The organism is Brevibacterium daeguense (assembly GCF_021729135.1).
GTDB classification, from domain to species: Bacteria; Actinomycetota; Actinomycetes; order Actinomycetales; family Brevibacteriaceae; genus Brevibacterium; species Brevibacterium daeguense.
The window spans coordinates 278,918-295,192 of sequence record NZ_JAJTWW010000004.1 but is presented as its reverse complement, the minus strand read 5'-3'; the positions used below and the strand labels follow the sequence as shown (position 1 = coordinate 295,192).

Below are 16,275 nucleotides of genomic sequence, written 5' to 3'. Positions count from 1 at the left end.
TGGACGGTCATTCTGGCACCTCCGATACCGCTCTGGGCATAGTCCCCCATGTCTCCCACGACGGCAGGTCATGAGGGGAGGGATCCATCGGTGTCGCGTGTGTTCATCGAGGCGTCGCAGGCGTTATGTGATTTACGGCATACTCTTAGCAGACTGAAGGCAAGCGGTTGCCAGACGCGCATTGCTCTGTACCGGAGGACGCCGCCTCGCGCTTTGGGGAGAGTCCAGCTCTGGCCGACCGAGGCGCAGCGTGCAGGAAGGGGCGAACCATTGCACGAGATTGAAATGGATGAGCCGACGAGAACGTGGACAGTCGACCTTGACCACGAGTTGGCCGATGGGTTCAGCAGCATGCTCAACGAAACCCACTTGACCTTCCGCACGAGGATCACCACGCGGGACGGCTGGGCGAAATCTGGTCGGGCCACCCGGACTGAATTCGGTGATCTTACGCTGGTGGACTTTGAATGCGGGCCGAGCGCCGGCAGACGAGACGCTCGCGAAATTGCTTCGTCGGATGAGGACTACGTGGTGGTACTGGTCAATCGCTTTGGCCGGGAATCTGTATCCCAGGGAGGGAACGTCTTCACCTTGACTCCCGGTGACGTCGTTGTCTGGGATACCAGTTCTCCCGCGACGTTCGAAGTCCACGACTGGTATGTCAAGCGCAGTTTGTTCATTCCCCGGCGGATCTTGGAGGGCACGAAGCAGCCCTACGCGGCGCGAACTGGGTACACCATGGAACGACGCGCCCCCGGTGTGCAATTGTTCATCGACTACGTGGACATCCTGAGCAGGACTGGCACGCGTCTGGAGGCTGGTGCTCGGGAAAACGCGGGACGGGCAGCATTGGAATTGTTCCTAGGCGCGGCTCGACCAGACCTGGCCGTGCGCGATGCAACCGAGGAGACCGGGTCAGCGCTGTTCGCCGTTGTGGTCCGATACATCGACCAGCACCTGCGGGATCCGGATCTGAGTCCTGAGAAGGTAGCGCGGATCCATCACGTCTCAGTGCGCACCATCAATCGTCTCTTCGCGGCAGTCGGAGAGACTTTCACCCACCACGTGCGCCAACGCCGACTCGATTGCGCATATGCCGATGTGGCTCTCAGCACAGAGTCGGTGGGGCTGATCTCCCAGCGCTGGAGCTTTGCCGACTCTTCCCACTTCAGCCGATTGTTCAAAGAAAAGTTCGGGCGCACGCCCTCCGCGGTACGCGCCGAAGCATCGTAACCGTCAGTCAACGCAGCTCCATCGACGGCTACGCAATCAGCGGCATCACCACCACCAAACGAGTGCATTTCATCGCTCATCACCCATCCATGGCTAGGAGGCCAGTTATGTCTCGTCGAGATATCGAGTTCACGTCCGAGGGCACCACCCTGCGCGGGTGGTTCTATCCTGCAGACAATGCCAATGGAAAATTGCCCACCGTGGTGATGGCCCACGGGTTTTCTGCCGTGAAGGAAATGTATCTGGACCGCTATGCGGAGCATTTCGCGGCCAACGGGCTCAACGTGCTGGTCCACGACAACAAGTCCTTCGGCGACAGTGACGGATTGCCGCGCCAGGAGATCGATCCTTGGCTCCAGGTGCGCGGGTACCGGGACGCGATCACCTACGCATGCACCATGGAGGAAACTGATCCCAGCAGAATCGGGGTATGGGGCTCCAGTTTCTCCGGCGGTCACGCTATTGTGCTCGGTGCCATCGACAGTCGCGTCAAGGCCGTCGTCAGCCAAGTTCCCCTCATCAATGGGTACGAAAACCTTCGCGCTTTGGTTAGGCCCGATTTCATCGATGGGCTTCGGGCTTCGTTCGATGAGGACCGCCTCAACCGCTTCCGAGGCGAAGAACCGGTCATGGTCCCTGTCGTGGACGAAGATCCTCTGGCCTCGTCAGCGCTTCCCACGCCAGACTCTTACGAATGGTTCACGAAAACTGGGGAGACGCGAGCACCCAATTGGCGCAACGAGGTCACCCAACGAAGCCTGGAATACCTCTCCGAGTACATCCCCGAGTCATTCATCGACAAAGTCAGTCCCACGCCGCTGCTCCTGATGCCAGCCGAAAACGACGTTCTTGCCCCCACCAGATTCGCGATTGCCGCCTACGAAAAGGCATTTGAACCAAAGAAGATGATCATTCTGCCCGGTGGACACTTCGATGCTTATGTGGACGCCTTCGAACTGTCCAGCGGAGAAGCACTGGCCTGGTTCCAGAACCAACTTTGAACGGCGTCTTGCGGTCTCGGGACACGAGAACGAAAACTAGAAGCGGGTATTGCGGATGAAGAGACCAGCTTGGTGGCAGGACCTGGATGCAGAGGATTTCGCCTGGCACGTCCCGGTGCGCTTCAACATCGCTGTCGACAGCCTGGACTCCCAGGATGCCGACGCCCCGGCCATCATCGAGACCGGTACACGGGACCTGGTGGTGAGCTTCGGGGAACTGCGGGACCGCTCCCGGTCGTTGGCAGCATGGTTGCAAGGCCAGGGGCTGGCTAAGGGCGATCGAATCTCAGTTTTCCTGCCCCAGTGCTGGGAGCTCGTCGTCGCGCACTGCGCCGCGTACTACGCCGGGCTCGTAGTGGTGCCGCTGACCACGAAGTTCGGTCCCGATGCCGTGCGCTTTCGCCTCGAGGACTCATCCTCCCGGGTGCTTTTTGGCCGCCGCGGCGACCTGACCCGGGTCTCCTCGGGCTGGAGCGACGCCCCCGACCTCACCCATGTCGTGTGCAGCGATGACCCTGGTGATCTCGGCCAGGAGTCGACGAAAGCCATCCTCCCGATGTCCGACGCGTTGGCGGGCGGCGAGGTGGGTGTCTTTGCGCCGCAGGACACGCACCCGGATGACCCGGCTCTGTTGATCTACACCTCCGGCACCACCGGTAATCCCAAGGGTGCCCTGCATGCTCACCGCGTGCTCGTCGGGCACATGCCCGGCGTCCGCTCCACCCACGAGGACTTCCCGCAACCGGGCGACCGGATGTGGACCCCGGCGGAATGGGCCTGGATCGGCGGCCTGCTCGATGTGCTCTTCCCCAGCCTCGCGTGCGGCGTTCCCGTGGTGGCCTGCCAGGAGAAGTTCACTCCCGAGCTCGCCCGGCACATGTTCGGCACACTCAAGGTACGCAACAGCTTTATGCCGCCGACTGCCCTGAAGCACCTCCGGGCGGCCGGCGTGTCCATCGGCCGCGGGCAGATCAGGAGCCTCGCCTCCGGCGGAGAATCATTGGGCGCGGAACTCCAGGTCTGGTCGAGGACGCACCTGGGCTGCCACATCAACGAGTTCTACGGCCAGACCGAGATGAACATCTTTATCGGCCAGGACCGCTCCCGCTGGCAGCCCGCCGAAGGGTCGATGGGACGGGCCGTGCCGGGCTTCTCCGTGCGCATCCTGAATCCCGACGGGACCGCGACTCCAGTCGGGGAGACCGGCGAGATCTGCGTGCACACACCGAACCCGGGGGAGTTCCTCGGCTACTGGAACCAGCCGGAGAAGACCCGGGAAAAGTACCACAGGGACTACCTGCGCACCGGCGACCTGGGGTCGATGGACGCGGACGGCAACGTCTACTTCAGCGGACGCACGGATGACGTCATCTCCTCCGCCGGGTACAGGATCGGTCCGAGCGAGATCGAGGAGACTCTCATGCAGAGTCCTCACGTCGCCCTGGCTGCGGTCGTCGGCCAGCCGGACGAGACCCGCGGCGAGGTCGTCGCGGCCTACGTCGTCCTGCGCGAAGGCATTACTCCCACGGAAGAGCTCCGCCAAGAGCTGCAGGCGCACGTGAAGGCCACGCTCGCCTTCTATCAGTACCCCCGCATCCTGGAATTCGTGGACGAACTGCCCATGACTCCGACCGGGAAGATTCAGCGCCGGAAACTCCGGCAGTAGACCCGCCCCTGCAATTTCGTATCGGGAGAGGGGTGGATCACGTCAAGGTTCGAGTGCGGACGATGACGGGTTGGGCTCAATCACACGTCAAGCTCATCTGCGAGGCTTTCGGCGGTTCGGCTCCGCAGGTCTCTGTCGCCAAAGCGCCGGGTCAAAGCGGTAAGGACGAACAAGAAGGTTTCGCGGACATCTTCCGGGGTCGATGTTGGGGGTCCGGAATCCACGGGCGCACGACCGCTTCGGGGCACAAGACTCTCAGCAGGCGTTAAAGTACCCGGAGTTCGCCAGCCTGTTGCGCAGCCAGCTCGTCCACGTGACCGTATCGCAGAGGGACGCGAGTTCCAGCTCGTCACCCCTTTGAGCGAGATGCGCACGTTCAGGCGACGAGCATGCGGATCTTCTGGACGATGTCGGAAGCGTGGTCGTCGACGCTCTCGATGATGAGTCGGTCGTTGTCCTCTCCGGGGATGTTGGCGATCTCGAGCACTTTCCCGACCGCGGATTCCTTGGTGTACACGCGGACCAGGTCGTCTTGGTTGGTGGGCATGAGGTCAGGGGTGTGAGGTATGGCGCCCATGCCGTGGGCAGCCAAGGTCTCACAGATCGCTTCGTTGACTCCGCGGGTCAGTCGGCCTGCCCCCTGGGCATCACGGAGCACCCATGCCTCCACGGTCAGCACGCCGTGATTGTCCTGAACCTGTGCTCTCAGCTCTTCGTATGTCATTGTCGAACCCTCTCTGCCTCGGTTGAAAGACCTTCACATAATCCCTGCAATGCGTCTTAACAATACTCTTGTTCAAGAGTTTTCCTGCGGGGTATCGCGTGCCGGACTCGGGCGAGGCGTCAGGAAGCGGAGTTCTCGCCAGCGAAGGTTTCGTCTGTTGCGGGCTCGCTGGTGGCGGGCGCACTGGGAGTCGGTTCGCTGGTAGCAGGTTCGGCCGCCGTGGTGGCGGGTTCGCTCGTGATCGTTTCGATGGTGATGGTTTCGACAGTGGCGTTGTCGGAGGTGTCGGTGGCGGTGGCGCGGATGTCATAGGTGCCGTCCTTATGGGCGGTGGTGTCCCAGGTGCAGGTGACCGGCGATGGGGATGGGCTGCACAGCTGCGACCAGGCGTTCGCGCCGGATGCGGAGAGGTCGATGCTGATGGTGACGTCGGGGTCTTCAAGGTCGTTGGCGGTGGCGCTGAGCGTCATGGTGCCGGTGACTGGGGAGCCGGGGTGAGCGAGGGTCAGCTGGGGCGGTGTCCAGTCGGTTGCGGCATTGACGGTGCTGGTGGCGCTGCTGGAGGTCGAGGTGAAGGTGGCGTCGGAGAACTGGCCGAGGTGGAGGGCGGCGGCGACGGTCAGGACGATCGCCAGGAGGCCGGCGGTTCGCACGGCCCTCATGCTCGGTCTGGGTGTGCAGTAGCGGGTGCGGGCCGGCGGAGGGCTGCGAGGAATTCTCTGGCGGCGATGAGGAAGATGGCGGCGGCGGGTGCGCCGATGAGGATGGTGCGCCAGGTGCGGTCGGCCAGCCAGATCATCGGCCAGCCGAGGTAGTCGATCGCGTGGACGACGGTCGGCTGGGTGGGCGAGTCGATCTGGAACTGCCAGGGGTCGTCGGCGGCGTTGGCGTCGCCCTTGGTGGTGAAGATCTGGCCGTGGTCGGGGTCGGTTTCGATGTGGCTGATGCGGTGGGTGACCAACTGTGAGATGCCGGCTTCGGCGGGTGGTTGGTAGGTGATGATGTCACCGACCTGGAGATCCTCGACCGGGACGGGACGGGCGAAGGCGACCGCGCCGACTTCGAAGGATCCCGACATCGATCCGCCGGTGATGACGTAGCGCTGGATGCCGAAGAAGCCGGGCACGATGAGCACCAGCGCGATCGCCAGCATGGCAACGGCTGCGACATCGATCAACCGGCGACCGATGACGCGCATCGTCGACCGAGCAGGGTCCGTGCGGCGCGATGCGGTGGTGTGGGCCACGATGTCCTCCGGTGCCGGGAATTTCGGGTGCGGGGAAGAAATGGGTGGGGAAGAGAGGAAGGGCAGGCCGGGCCGACTGGGAGGGGGAAGGTACTCGCAGTCGGCCCGGCCGTCTGATCGTCAGGGACGATCAGGACGTCTGGACGGCATTCCAGGTGTAGGCGGCGGACGCCTGGGCGCCCTGGGCGTCGTTGCCGGCGGCTTCATCGAAGGTCACATCGAAGGTGTAGGTGCGCGACTCCTCGGGGGCGATGGTGCCCAGCGTCTGGCTTTCGAGTCCGCCGAGATCGCCGTTGTACACCTCGACCGGGGAGGCGGAATCGGTGGTGTCGGTGACCACGAGGTCCAGCGTGCCGGCCGGGAAGGTCGTCGTGTCGTCGCTCTCGACGAGGGTGAACTCACCGGCGAAGTCGCCGGTGTTCGTCACCGTCGCGGTGCCCGTGGTGGTGTCACCGGGCATCGCCGCGTCGAGGGTGAAGATCGCCGAGCCCTCGGCGGTGTTTGTCTGGCTGAACGCGCCGGCGGTGACAACATTCGGGGCCGAGGAGGTCGTCGAGGTGAAGCTCGCGCCGGACCCGACGGCGATAGCAGCGGCAGCGCCCATTACCGCCAGCGGCACCAGAAGACGGCGGGAACGAGAGGAGGAGGATGAGGCGTCAGAAGCCATGAAGATTCCTTAGATTCAATGTAAATAATAACTGCGGTACCGCAGTAAAACTATTATTAATTCTTCAGTTACAGGTTGTCAAATCACTGTCAAAAAGTTTTTGAAGAGATTTTTCTCAGGTTCGTCAATGTGCCGCTCGTCAGCATGGTGGCCCTGCTCGGTGCGGGTGAAGGCATCAAAGAGCGCAAAGACGGTGTCGAAGCTGCCCTGAAATTCCCCGACCCGGGTTCCCGATACCCTCCAGGAGATCTGGAGGGCTCAGGTCGTGTGGAAAGCAGCTCAAGATCTCGGCCGCTCCCCGGATTTCACAGCGCCGGGCACCTCGAACGGCGGAGTTCAGCCAACAAGACCTGTGAGAACAGCGTTTCGATAAGTCGGAGCCCGTCTAATGTTGGGCTGCAACGAGCGCATCGTCGATCACCCGAAGCAGACGGACGACTTCAGCAGGGGTTACGGCCTCCTCGGTCGATGTTGCACTGATTCGGTCCGGCACTCGGCAGGACCCCTTGGATACTGGGATCAGAAGGAGGATGAGCATGGACGTGGTGGCACGAGTTCGGTCCGTGGTGGCGACGATTCCGGCAGGTCGAGTGGCGGCCTACGGCGAAGTCGGGCGGGCAGTGGGCCTCGGTCCTCGGCAGGCGGGCCGGGCGGTATCCCTGCTCGACGGCGACGTGCCGTGGTGGCGGGTCGTCTACGCAGACGGCACGCCGGCGATGTGCCGCGGAGGACAGGCTCGGGCGCTGCTCGAAGCGGAAGGCGTGCCGTTCCGGGACGGCCGCGTCGACATGGTGAAGCTCCGGACCGCAGCCGAATCCGGCGACGCACCCCACTGAATCAGCTCGCCAGGGTTGCCGCGACCCCTCGCCCGGATACCGTGAATGCAGGCGACTTCGTCCGGCGCGTCGCTCGCACTCCTGTCCTTCGCAGCCCAGAAGATCCTCCGGCAACCCAGAAAGGCGCGGTCCGACCATGTCGCAGGCCCCGACCGTCTCCGTACGTCCGCTCGAGTACGCCGATGAGGGACGATGGCGCGAACTCTTCCGCGGCTACCGCGACTTCTACCGCTTGGAAGAGTCCGAGGACGTCGTGTCGCGGGTGTGGGGATGGCTGATGGACCCGACGCATGAGTGTCAGGGCCTGGTCGCCGAGGCGGAGCCCGGCATCGTGGCGATCGCCCACTTCCGCCGCTTCTCGCGTCCCTCCACCGGCACGGTCGGCATCTGGCTCGACGACCTCTTCACGGATGCCGAGGACCGCGGCAGAGGGGCGGCACGGGCGCTGATCCAGCGGCTCACCGAGATCGCAGGGGCAGAAGGACGCTCGATCGTCCGGTGGATCACCGCGGAGGACAACCAGCAGGCGCAGCTGCTCTACGACAAGGTCGCGACGCGGACGGACTGGGTCACCTATGACGCCGCACCGGCCCGTCGCGCCGCTCCGGCCGGAAGCGCCGATGGTCGCTGACGGACCAGGAACGCCGATGACAGACCAGGAGCGCCGATGACGAGGACGAACGAGTACGAGCAGCCGATCGGTGATCCGGTTCCCGGCTGGGTGCCGGTCCCGCTTCCGGACGCCGAGGTGCTTGCGGGCAGATACTGCACGCTCGAACGCCTCGATCCGGGGCGGCACGCGGCCGATCTCCATGCCGCCTACGCTGCCGCCCCCGAAGGCCGGGATTGGACGTACATGTCCGTCGGCCCCTTCCCCACGCCGGAGTCCTACCGCGGCTGGGCAGCCGCGGCGGCGCAGAGCCGCGACCCCCGGCACTATGCCGTGGTCGACAACGCGAGTGGCCGTGCGCTCGGCACCCTCGCCCTGATGCGGCATGACCCCGCCAATGGGGTCATCGAGGTCGGCTGGGTGGCGCTGTCGCGAGCACTTCAGCGCACGCCGGCCGCCACCGAGGCGCAGTTCCTCCTCATGCGGTACGTCTTCGAGCTCGGCTATCGCCGGTACGAGTGGAAGTGCGACAGCCTCAACGCGCCCTCGCGCAGGGCCGCCGCACGGCTCGGCTTCACCTACGAAGGCACCTTCCGGCAGGCCGTGGTCACCAAGGGCCGCAACCGGGACACCGCCTGGTATGCGCTCATCGACCGTGATTGGCCCGCAGTCCGTGCGGCGTTCGAGGACTGGCTCGACCCGGCGAACTTCGACGCTGCCGGCCGGCAGCTGAAGTCGCTGCGGGCGCTCCATCGGCTCGCCTGATGAGATCAACAGGCCTGCGAGTTGCCTGAGATGTCGATGCGGGTATGTTGGACCCGTCACAGGCAACGCAAAGGAGCACTGCATGTTCGGACTTCCCCTCAGTACGACCCTGATCATGGGCGGCGTGATGCTGTTCTGGGTCGTCTACACGATCGTCTTCTATCTGCGGACGGCGGACTGGGTGGTCGAGGACGCCGATTACTCCACGAGCTCGGTCGATGAACCCGGCGCTGATCCGCTCACCGGGAAGGGGGAGGCCCGATGACTGTCGAACTGTTCTTCGTCCTTGTCTACTTCGCCATCGTCATCGGGATCGGCATCGCCGTCACCAAGACGAGCTCCAAGGATCGGGAAGGCTACCTCCTGGGTGGTCGGCGCCTCGGCGCACCGGTCACCGCTCTGCGGATGCAGAGCACCTCGATGTCCGGGTACATGTTCCTGGGCGCCGGCGGGCTCGGGTACAGCCAGGGCTACTACTCCATGTGGTACGCGCTCGGCGATCTGGGCGGCGGCGTGATCAGCCTGTCGGTGATCGGCCGGCGGATGCGCAAGCTGTCCCACCTGCTCGGCGCGATCACCTCGCTCGGCTACCTCGAACGGCGCTATCCCTCGATCTGGACCCGGCTCGTCGCCGCGCCGATCGCGCTGATCTGCATCTTCCTCTACGTCCTCGCCCAGCTGCTCGCCGGCGGTCAGGGCCTGGCCTCGGTGACCGGGATGGACCTCAACGTCGCCCTCATCGTCGCCGTGTCGGTCATCCTCATCTACACGTTCCTCGGCGGTTACCTCGCGGTTGCCTACACCGGGTTCTTCCAAGCGATCATCATGGTCATCGGCATGCTGTGGATCGTCATCGCCACCCTGCAGCACGTCGGCGGGCTCACGTCCGGCCACGAGCAGCTGGGCGCGCTCAACCAGAACCTGCTGACGATGTGGGGCGCGGAGGGCCAGTACTTCGGCGAGTGGGGCGTGATCATCGGCGCGCTGCTGATCTTCTCGATCGGCTATATGGGCTACCCGCACGTCAACGTCGGTCACATGTCGATGCGCCGGCCCTCGATCGCGCGCAAGGCTGGTCTCTACGCCACCGGCTTCAACCTGCTGTTCATCCCCGGGGCCTACCTCGTCGGCATGATGGGCCTGCTCATCGTCCCCAACATCGACAACCCGGAACTGGCGATCTTCGAGGTCGCCCAGACGGTGCTGCCGTCGTTCGCGGTCGGCATCGTGATGGCCGCGATCATGGCGGCGATCATGTCGACCGCGGATTCGCTGCTGCTGCAGGCCGGCACCATCGCCTCCCAGGACCTGGGCGGCACGCTGCTGCGCAATCTCAGCGAGAAGACCGCCGTGAACATCTCGCGCGCGGTGATCCTCGTCCTCGCGATCGTCGGACTCATCATCGCGATCATCCAGCCGCCCGGCGTGTTCGACATCGTCGTCTTCGCCACCTCCGTGCTCGGTGCCGCCTTCGTCCCGGCCTACGTGTGCGCGGTGTGGTGGAAGAAGGCCAATACACCGGGGGCGATCGCCTCGATCCTCGCCGGCGCCGCCGGTGCGGTCGCGGCTCAGCTGTTCGACACCGCCGGCTCGATCGGATTGGACCCGATGGGCTTCGGCATCATCGCGTCCGTGCTGGCGATCATCGTGGTGTCGCTGGCCACCCAGAAGTCCCATCCGGTCCCGCCCCGGGTGCTGGCCGCCGTCGAGGAGTCGATGCGTGTGGCCCCGATCCCCAAGCACCTGGTGATCGGCCAGGACGAGCGCCTGTCGACGCAGCGGCCGGTGACCGCTGACCGCGATTCGCGGGCAGGGGACGGAGCTTCGTGACGCAGGCCGCAGCGGCGACGGCGGGCCTCGTTGCGCCCACCGTCGCCTGGCCCGTCCAGATCAGCCGTGAGCAGGCGCTGAGCTGGGTGGACCGGAAGCTCTCCGGCGCTCGCGACATCCGTGCCGAGCTCTATCATTCGCCCATGCTCGGCGTCGTGTTCGAGAGTCGCCGAGGCGTCGAGCCGGTGGAGAGGGTCCATGTGATCGTCGACCTCGTCGGGGGACGTGCGTACGCGGCAGAGCCGTGGAACCGGGTCGCCTTCGAACCGCTCGGCACGGCTGGGCAGAGCGCGACGATCGCCGCGCCGGCGCGCACCCTCACCGACGAGCAGGGAGAGGCCGCCGCCCGGCGGCTGGTCCAGAGCATCCTGCTGCGCACCCGTCGGCTGGGCGGGCCGGGGCGGGTGCAGCGGGTCGGGCCGCTGCTGTGCTTCGGCAAGCCGAACTGGTGGATCACCGGCAGCAATCGCGGCCGTCAGATGGAGATCATCATGGATGCGGTGACCGGAAAGCACTACGCTCTGAGCGCGTAGGGCCGGCCCCGACTCCGGGGGTCAGCCCCCGCGATGCCGGTCAGGTCGCGCGATGCCGGGGGTCAGGTCCCGCCGAGGATCACGAACCCGATCACGGCGGCAGCGGCTGCGCCGGCCAGCCCGATCGGCACCAGCGATCGCTGCCTGTTCTTCTGCTCGATGAGAGCAGCCAGCCCCGGGGTGCTCTCATCGGGCTCGTCCGGATGGTCTGCGGTGGATCGTTCGTCTGCCATATTCAGCCTTCAGTGTGAGTCGGGTGGAGTTCGATCAGGTCGGCCAGCTCGGCCAGCGTCGTGACGTGGTAGTCCGGAGCGGTCACCGACTCCGGCCGCGGGGTCGCCCCGAAGGAGTTTTCGCCGGCGCGCCGCTCGACCCACGCCGTCCGGTAGCCCAGGCGCTTCGCCACTCCGATGTCGTGGTACTGGCTCTGCGCGACATGCAGGAAGTCGGCGAGCTCGTAGCCGTGCACGCTCTGCCGGCCGCGGCAGAAGGCGAAGACCTGCGGGTCCGGCTTGTTCACGCCGACGTCCTCGACGGTCACGATGTCGTCGAAGGGCTCGCCCAGGGTCGCCGCCAGCTCTCGCGCGGCCCAGCGCCCGGCGTTGGTGAGCGCGATCAGCCGGTGGTCGGCGCCCAGCCGCTGGAGCGCCTCGACGGAGTCGGGGAAGGCGGGCCAGTCCGGGATGGCGGCGCGCAGCGAGCCGGCGACCGCCTCGGAGGCGGGCAGGCCCAGCTCGTCGGCCATCCGCAGGTAGGCCGGGGCGAGCATCTCGCTGAACGGCATGTCCGGGGTCAGCTGCTGCTGGACGTCCTCGGCCCGGGCGTAGGCCTCGAGCAGCCGCAGATCATCGATGCCGTGGTCGGCCTCCGTTCCCAGCTGGGCGTGCAGGCAGTCAAGGATGCCCTGCTCGAAGTCGATGAGGGTGCCGACGACGTCGAACGTCAGAATCCGATACGGGCTCGTCATCAGTCGTCCAGCAGCGCGGCGGCGAACATCGGGCGTGCGGCGTCGATGCCGGCCGGGTGGAACATCCCCGCCAGGGCATCCCGGTAGAGCCGGCCCAGCTCGTGGCCGTTGGAGTACCCGGCGCCGCCTGCGCAGCGCAGCGCCGCCTCGACGGAGCGCCGGGCAGCCTCCCCGGCGTTGATCCGGGCGGTGACCAGGCGCCTGGGCCAGCCCTTGCCGTGGTCGACGAGCTCGTCGAAGTCGCGGCTGTAGGCCTCCAGCTGCGCCGGCACCGGCATCAGGTCCATCGCGGCGTCGGCGAGCCGGTCGCGGTACTGCGGGATCTCCGCGTAGGAGGAGCCGTGCTTGGCCGACTGCTTCGCCGTGAGCGCCTCGGCGGCGACGTCCAGCGCCCGGGTCGCCAGTCCGGTGTAGACCGAGGCGATGAGCAGCTGGAAGTTCGCGGTGATCCCGAAGGTCAGCGGGTCCGGATTCGGGCCGTCCGGGATCCTCCGGGCCACTCGCTCCGGCCGCATCCGCACGTTCTCCAGCGTGGTGGAGCGGCTGTGGGTGGCGCGCATGCCCATGACGTCCCAGTTCTCGGAGATCGAGATCCCGTCCTCACCGCGTTCGAGGAAGCCGTAGACGACCATGGGATTGTCCGGATCGGAGGAGTCGAGGCCGTGCACCAGCAGCCGGGTCCAGGCCGGCGACAGTGACGTGAAGATCTTCTTGCCGGTGATCCGGTAGCCGCCGTCGTCCTGCGGTTCGGCGGTCGAGTTCGAGCTCTGCAGCACCCAGTCGTTGCCGGCCTCGCTGATCCCGAACGCGAACAGCTCCCCGGCCATGATCTCCTCGAACACCCAGTTCAGGGACCGCTCGCCGCGCTCGTACATCGCGCGGATCGCCCCGGTGCACACCAGGTGCATGTTGATGCCCAGCGCCGTGGCGGGGGCGGCGGCGGCCAGGCGCTGCTGCAGCCGCGACACCTGGTTCACGCTGAGGCCGGGGCCGCCGAACTCCTCGGGCGCGAACAGCGTGAGGTAGCCGCGCTCCCGCAGCTCCTCGAGGTCTTCGGCGAAGAAGCGGTTCTCGCGGTCGTAATCGCCGGCGCGGCCGCGGACGCGCTCCAGCAGCTCGTCGGGCAGGTACTGCCGGGCGAGTTCGGCGTGGCGGGTCTCGCGGTCGGTCATGGCGTCTCCTTCGCGTGGTCTGTTCGGGTCTTGAGCGACTGGGGGTCTGGGGCGCCGTCGGTCACGGGTCGTCACTCCCAGCGGCGCAGCAGCACGGCGGCGTTGTGCCCGCCGAAGCCGAAGGAGTTCGAGAGCACGGTCGCGATGTCCGCCTGCCGGGCGCGGCCGCGGACGACGTCGTAGTCCGGGAATTCGGGGTCGTCGAGGTTGAGGGTGGGCGGGATCAACCCCTCGCGCAGGGTGTGCACGGCCAGCACCGCCTCGACGACGCCGCCGGCTCCCAGCAGGTGTCCGGTGCTCGACTTGGTCGCGGTGATCGGGATCCGTCTGGCCCGCTCCCCGAGGGCGGAGTCGAGCGCGCGCAGCTCCGCGGCATCGCCCAGCGGAGTCCCGGTGCCGTGCGCGTTGATGTGATCGACGTCCTCCGGTGCTGCCCCGGCGTCGGCCAGGCATTCGCGCACCGCCGTCGCCGCTCTCAGCCCTTCGGGGTGGGGCGCGGTCGGGTGGTGGGCGTCGCTCGCGGCACCCGAGCCGGCGAGCTCGGCCAGGGGAGTGGCGCCTCGGGAGCGGGCCACGTCCTCGGCCTCCAGCAGGATCGCCGAGGCGCCCGCCGCCATCACGAATCCGGTGCGGCCGGCATCGAAGGGCCGGCTCGCCGCCGTCGGGTCGTCCTCGAATCCGGCGGCGAGCGAGCGCAGATTCGCGTTCGAGGCGAGGTTGACCGGGGTCAGGCAGTCCTCGAGGCCGACCACCAGCACGGCGTCGGCATAGCCGTGGCGGATCCGGCGCAGCGCCTCACCCAGTCCGACGGCACCGCTGGCGCAAGTGGCCGCGATGCCCTGCGCCTGGCCGGTCGCCCGGTAGCGCTGGCTGAGGATCGCCGAGGCGGCGTCCGGGGCACCGTAGATCGCCAGCGTCAGCGGCACGGCGCGGGGTCCGCCCTCGATGAGTGCCCGGGTGGCGTGCTGCATCGCGTCCACGGGGCCGGAGCCGGTGGCGGAGACGATGCTGAAGCGGTGGGGTTCGCAGGGGAGCGAGGCCTGGGGTGCCTGGGGGTCGGCGTTCGCGGGCGAACCCGAGGCGGCGCCGCGCTCCGCCGTGGGGTCGGCGGCCAGTAGGCCGGCCTGGCGCATCGCCTCGTCCGCGGCCGCGATCGCCCAGCACTGCATGGGGCTGAGTCGGCGGGCCAGAGCCGGCCGGAGGACGGACGTCGCGTCGAAGCCGCGGACCTGACCGCCGATCCGCACCGGCAGCTCGGCGAACTCCGGACCCTCGAGCACGTCGATCGCGCTGCGTCCGGCGACCACGGTCTCCCAGGTCGCGGCGGCGCTCAGGCCGCTGGGGGTGATCGCACCCAGCCCGGTGATCGCGACCCGGCGCTGCTGCCCCGGCGCTCGGGTGCCCTCGCCTCCTGCGGTCACAGCCGGGTCACTCCGGTCACACCGGTCACTCCGTGGTCCTCGTGCACGAGCTCCGCGGTCGCACCGCGCCTGACCTTGCCGCCCACGGTGCGCGGCAGGCGGAGCACGGAGAACCAGCGGCGCGGCACGTACTGCGGGGCCAGGTGTGCGCGGCCGTGGGCGAGCAGCTCCGCCTTGGGCGGGGGAGCGCCTTCGATCACGAGCGCGACGACGGTGCCGAGCTGGGGACTCGGGAGGCCGACCGCGCAGACCTCGCCGAGGCCGGGCATGGTCTCGAAGGCGCGCTCCACCTCGGGCAGCGACACTGTGTGGCCCCCCGTGACGACGATGTCACCGGCCCTGCCGGCCAGGCTGAGCCTCCCGTCGATGACCCGGCCCTGGTCGTGGACGGTGGCGAAGCCGTCGGGTCCGACGAGCCGGGCGTCGGTGGTGGCGGCGACGTAGCCGTAGGAGCAGGCGCGGGCACGGATCCACACGGTGCCGAGCTCGCCGTCGGGGAGCTCGGCGCTGGGTTGGTCGGCGGCGGGACTGTCGTCGGCCGCCGCCGTGGTGGAACCCTCAGGATCCTCGGGGCCGCGGATGCTGACCTCGATGCCGTCGTAGATCGTGATGAGGGTGCCGTCGCCGCCTCGGCTGTCGCCGATGAACCCGATCTCGGCCGCGCCGTAGTAGCTGATCAGGCGGGCGTCCGGCAGCGCCTCGGCGAAGTTCGAGCGGATCGCCGCGGACAGGTTCGCGCCTCCCGTGACGACCAGGTCGAGGGTGGTGAAGCGCTGCGGGTCCCGCCGCGCGGCATCCGTCAGCCCCTGGACCGCGGCGGGCACGGCGACGACGCGGGTGATCGCCTCGGCCTGGATGCGGCGCCCGGCGGCGATCGGGTCGAACCGGTCCGCCACATGGCAGCTGCCGCCGGAGGCCAGGCACTCGACGAGCGCGTACAGGGTCAGGCTGTAGGACACCGGTCCGGGCGCCAGGGTCGCCACGCCCGGCAGCGGCTCCAGGTGGGCGCTGGAGACCGCGAAGTTGTCCCGGTACTGCTGCCGGGTCTTGATGAACGCCTTCGGGTTGTCGGTGGTGCCGGAGGAGAACAGCATGAGGAAGGGCTCGGCGCCGGCGCGGGCAGTGGGCGGCGCGGCGGGCGGCAGGTCGCGCTCGAGGCGGCGGAACTCGGCGAGGGTGACGACGGTGCCGGTCCAGCCGGAGGTGCGCAGCGCCTCGGCGAGTTCCGGCGAGTCGCTGATGACCAGCCCGATGCCCGTGGCGGCGATGAGGCGGACCTGGTGGTCGAGCGGCCAGCGCGGGTCGATCGTGGCGGTGACGGTGCGGAAGCCCGCCAGCCCGCCGATGAGGCGCGCGGTGTGGAAGGCCGAGGCCAGGCTGATCGCGGTGACCGGAATCCCCTCGGTCTCCGGGGCGGGCACCGGCGGCTGGTCCTGGGCGGCGTGGAGGTGGGCGGCCGCGGCGCAGGCCCGCTGCGAATCGGGGACGAGCTCCGCGTAGGTGAGGCGCTCCTCGGCGCCGACGATGGCGAGCTGGTCGACGTCGCTCGCGGCGATGTCGAGGACCTTCTGGGTGAAGGGCAAGCACGACCTCCAGACGGGATT

The 16,275-nt window shown here is 67.4% G+C and carries 19 protein-coding genes; 10 read left to right on the top strand and 9 right to left on the bottom strand.

Translation table 11 applies throughout. From position 1 onward, the window contains the following. Positions 1-270: 270 nt before the first annotated feature. The 4 genes from LXN01_RS06195 (at position 271) to LXN01_RS16535 (ending at position 4,169) form a co-directional block, all read left to right on the top strand. Positions 271-1,233 carry a helix-turn-helix domain-containing protein gene (locus LXN01_RS06195; protein WP_236863744.1) on the top strand — a complete coding sequence of 321 codons (963 nt, stop codon included), beginning with the start codon at positions 271-273 and terminating at the stop codon, positions 1,231-1,233. Between the two features lie 107 nt (positions 1,234-1,340). Then, on the top strand, positions 1,341-2,234 hold the full coding sequence (locus tag LXN01_RS06190) for an alpha/beta hydrolase (protein ID WP_236863743.1): 894 nt from the start codon (positions 1,341-1,343) through the stop codon (positions 2,232-2,234). Positions 2,235-2,289: 55 nt separating this feature from the next. Then, the gene (locus LXN01_RS06185; protein WP_236863742.1) at positions 2,290-3,900 is read left to right on the top strand and encodes an AMP-binding protein; all 1,611 of its coding nucleotides are present in this window, start codon (positions 2,290-2,292) and stop codon (positions 3,898-3,900) included. 32 nt (positions 3,901-3,932) lie between these two features. Next, a complete protein-coding gene (locus LXN01_RS16535) occupies positions 3,933-4,169 on the top strand; it encodes a TIGR02391 family protein (protein WP_486303593.1) in 237 nt (78 codons plus the stop codon). Between the two features lie 107 nt (positions 4,170-4,276). Here LXN01_RS16535 and LXN01_RS06180 read toward each other — a convergent pair whose 3' ends face one another. The 4 genes from LXN01_RS06180 to LXN01_RS06165 all read right to left on the bottom strand — a co-directional run bounded on the left by LXN01_RS06180 (position 4,277) and on the right by LXN01_RS06165 (position 6,537). Further along, positions 4,277-4,624 (bottom strand): hypothetical protein, encoded by a 348-nt coding sequence (locus tag LXN01_RS06180; RefSeq protein ID WP_236863741.1) that lies wholly within the window; start codon positions 4,622-4,624, stop codon positions 4,277-4,279. 119 nt (positions 4,625-4,743) lie between these two features. After that, complete coding sequence (locus tag LXN01_RS06175) at positions 4,744-5,277, bottom strand: Ig-like domain-containing protein (RefSeq protein WP_236863740.1); 534 nt, start codon at positions 5,275-5,277, stop codon at positions 4,744-4,746. A 5-nt stretch (positions 5,278-5,282) separates the two neighbouring features. Further along, complete coding sequence (locus tag LXN01_RS06170; protein ID WP_236863739.1) at positions 5,283-5,870, bottom strand: signal peptidase I; 588 nt, start codon at positions 5,868-5,870, stop codon at positions 5,283-5,285. A gap of 130 nt (positions 5,871-6,000) precedes the next feature. Further along, positions 6,001-6,537: a hypothetical protein gene (locus LXN01_RS06165; RefSeq protein ID WP_236863738.1), complete on the bottom strand. Its 537-nt coding sequence runs from the start codon at positions 6,535-6,537 to the stop codon at positions 6,001-6,003. Between the two features lie 536 nt (positions 6,538-7,073). On the opposite strand from LXN01_RS06165, the gene LXN01_RS06160 reads away from it, so the two are divergent. The 6 genes from LXN01_RS06160 (at position 7,074) to LXN01_RS06135 (ending at position 11,111) form a co-directional block, all read left to right on the top strand. Continuing rightward, entirely contained in the window at positions 7,074-7,373 is a 300-nt protein-coding gene (locus LXN01_RS06160) for an MGMT family protein (protein ID WP_236863737.1), read from the top strand. Between the two features lie 136 nt (positions 7,374-7,509). Further along, complete coding sequence (locus LXN01_RS06155; protein WP_236863736.1) at positions 7,510-8,004, top strand: GNAT family N-acetyltransferase; 495 nt, start codon at positions 7,510-7,512, stop codon at positions 8,002-8,004. Between the two features lie 36 nt (positions 8,005-8,040). After that, the gene (locus LXN01_RS06150) at positions 8,041-8,748 is read left to right on the top strand and encodes a GNAT family N-acetyltransferase (protein ID WP_236863735.1); all 708 of its coding nucleotides are present in this window, start codon (positions 8,041-8,043) and stop codon (positions 8,746-8,748) included. A gap of 82 nt (positions 8,749-8,830) precedes the next feature. After that, complete coding sequence (locus LXN01_RS06145; RefSeq protein ID WP_236863734.1) at positions 8,831-9,013, top strand: hypothetical protein; 183 nt, start codon at positions 8,831-8,833, stop codon at positions 9,011-9,013. Beyond that, on the top strand, positions 9,010-10,578 hold the full coding sequence (locus LXN01_RS06140; RefSeq protein WP_236863733.1) for a sodium/proline symporter: 1,569 nt from the start codon (positions 9,010-9,012) through the stop codon (positions 10,576-10,578). The genes LXN01_RS06145 and LXN01_RS06140 overlap by 4 nt, the downstream gene beginning before the upstream one ends. After that, positions 10,575-11,111 carry a hypothetical protein gene (locus LXN01_RS06135; protein WP_236863732.1) on the top strand — a complete coding sequence of 179 codons (537 nt, stop codon included), beginning with the start codon at positions 10,575-10,577 and terminating at the stop codon, positions 11,109-11,111. Before LXN01_RS06140 ends, LXN01_RS06135 begins: the two co-directional genes overlap by 4 nt. Positions 11,112-11,173: 62 nt before the next feature. Here LXN01_RS06135 and LXN01_RS06130 read toward each other — a convergent pair whose 3' ends face one another. The 5 genes from LXN01_RS06130 to LXN01_RS06110 form a co-directional block, all read right to left on the bottom strand. Then, entirely contained in the window at positions 11,174-11,344 is a 171-nt protein-coding gene (locus LXN01_RS06130; protein ID WP_236863731.1) for a hypothetical protein, read from the bottom strand. Between the two features lie 2 nt (positions 11,345-11,346). Then, entirely contained in the window at positions 11,347-12,078 is a 732-nt protein-coding gene (locus LXN01_RS06125; protein ID WP_236863730.1) for an HAD-IA family hydrolase, read from the bottom strand. Continuing rightward, the gene (locus LXN01_RS06120) at positions 12,078-13,250 is read right to left on the bottom strand and encodes an acyl-CoA dehydrogenase family protein (protein ID WP_236863729.1); all 1,173 of its coding nucleotides are present in this window, start codon (positions 13,248-13,250) and stop codon (positions 12,078-12,080) included. Before LXN01_RS06120 ends, LXN01_RS06125 begins: the two co-directional genes overlap by 1 nt. Positions 13,251-13,321: 71 nt before the next feature. After that, entirely contained in the window at positions 13,322-14,671 is a 1,350-nt protein-coding gene (locus LXN01_RS06115) for a beta-ketoacyl-[acyl-carrier-protein] synthase family protein (RefSeq protein ID WP_236863728.1), read from the bottom strand. After that, a complete protein-coding gene (locus LXN01_RS06110) occupies positions 14,668-16,254 on the bottom strand; it encodes an ANL family adenylate-forming protein (protein WP_236863727.1) in 1,587 nt (528 codons plus the stop codon). Before LXN01_RS06110 ends, LXN01_RS06115 begins: the two co-directional genes overlap by 4 nt. Positions 16,255-16,275: the final 21 nt, after the last annotated feature.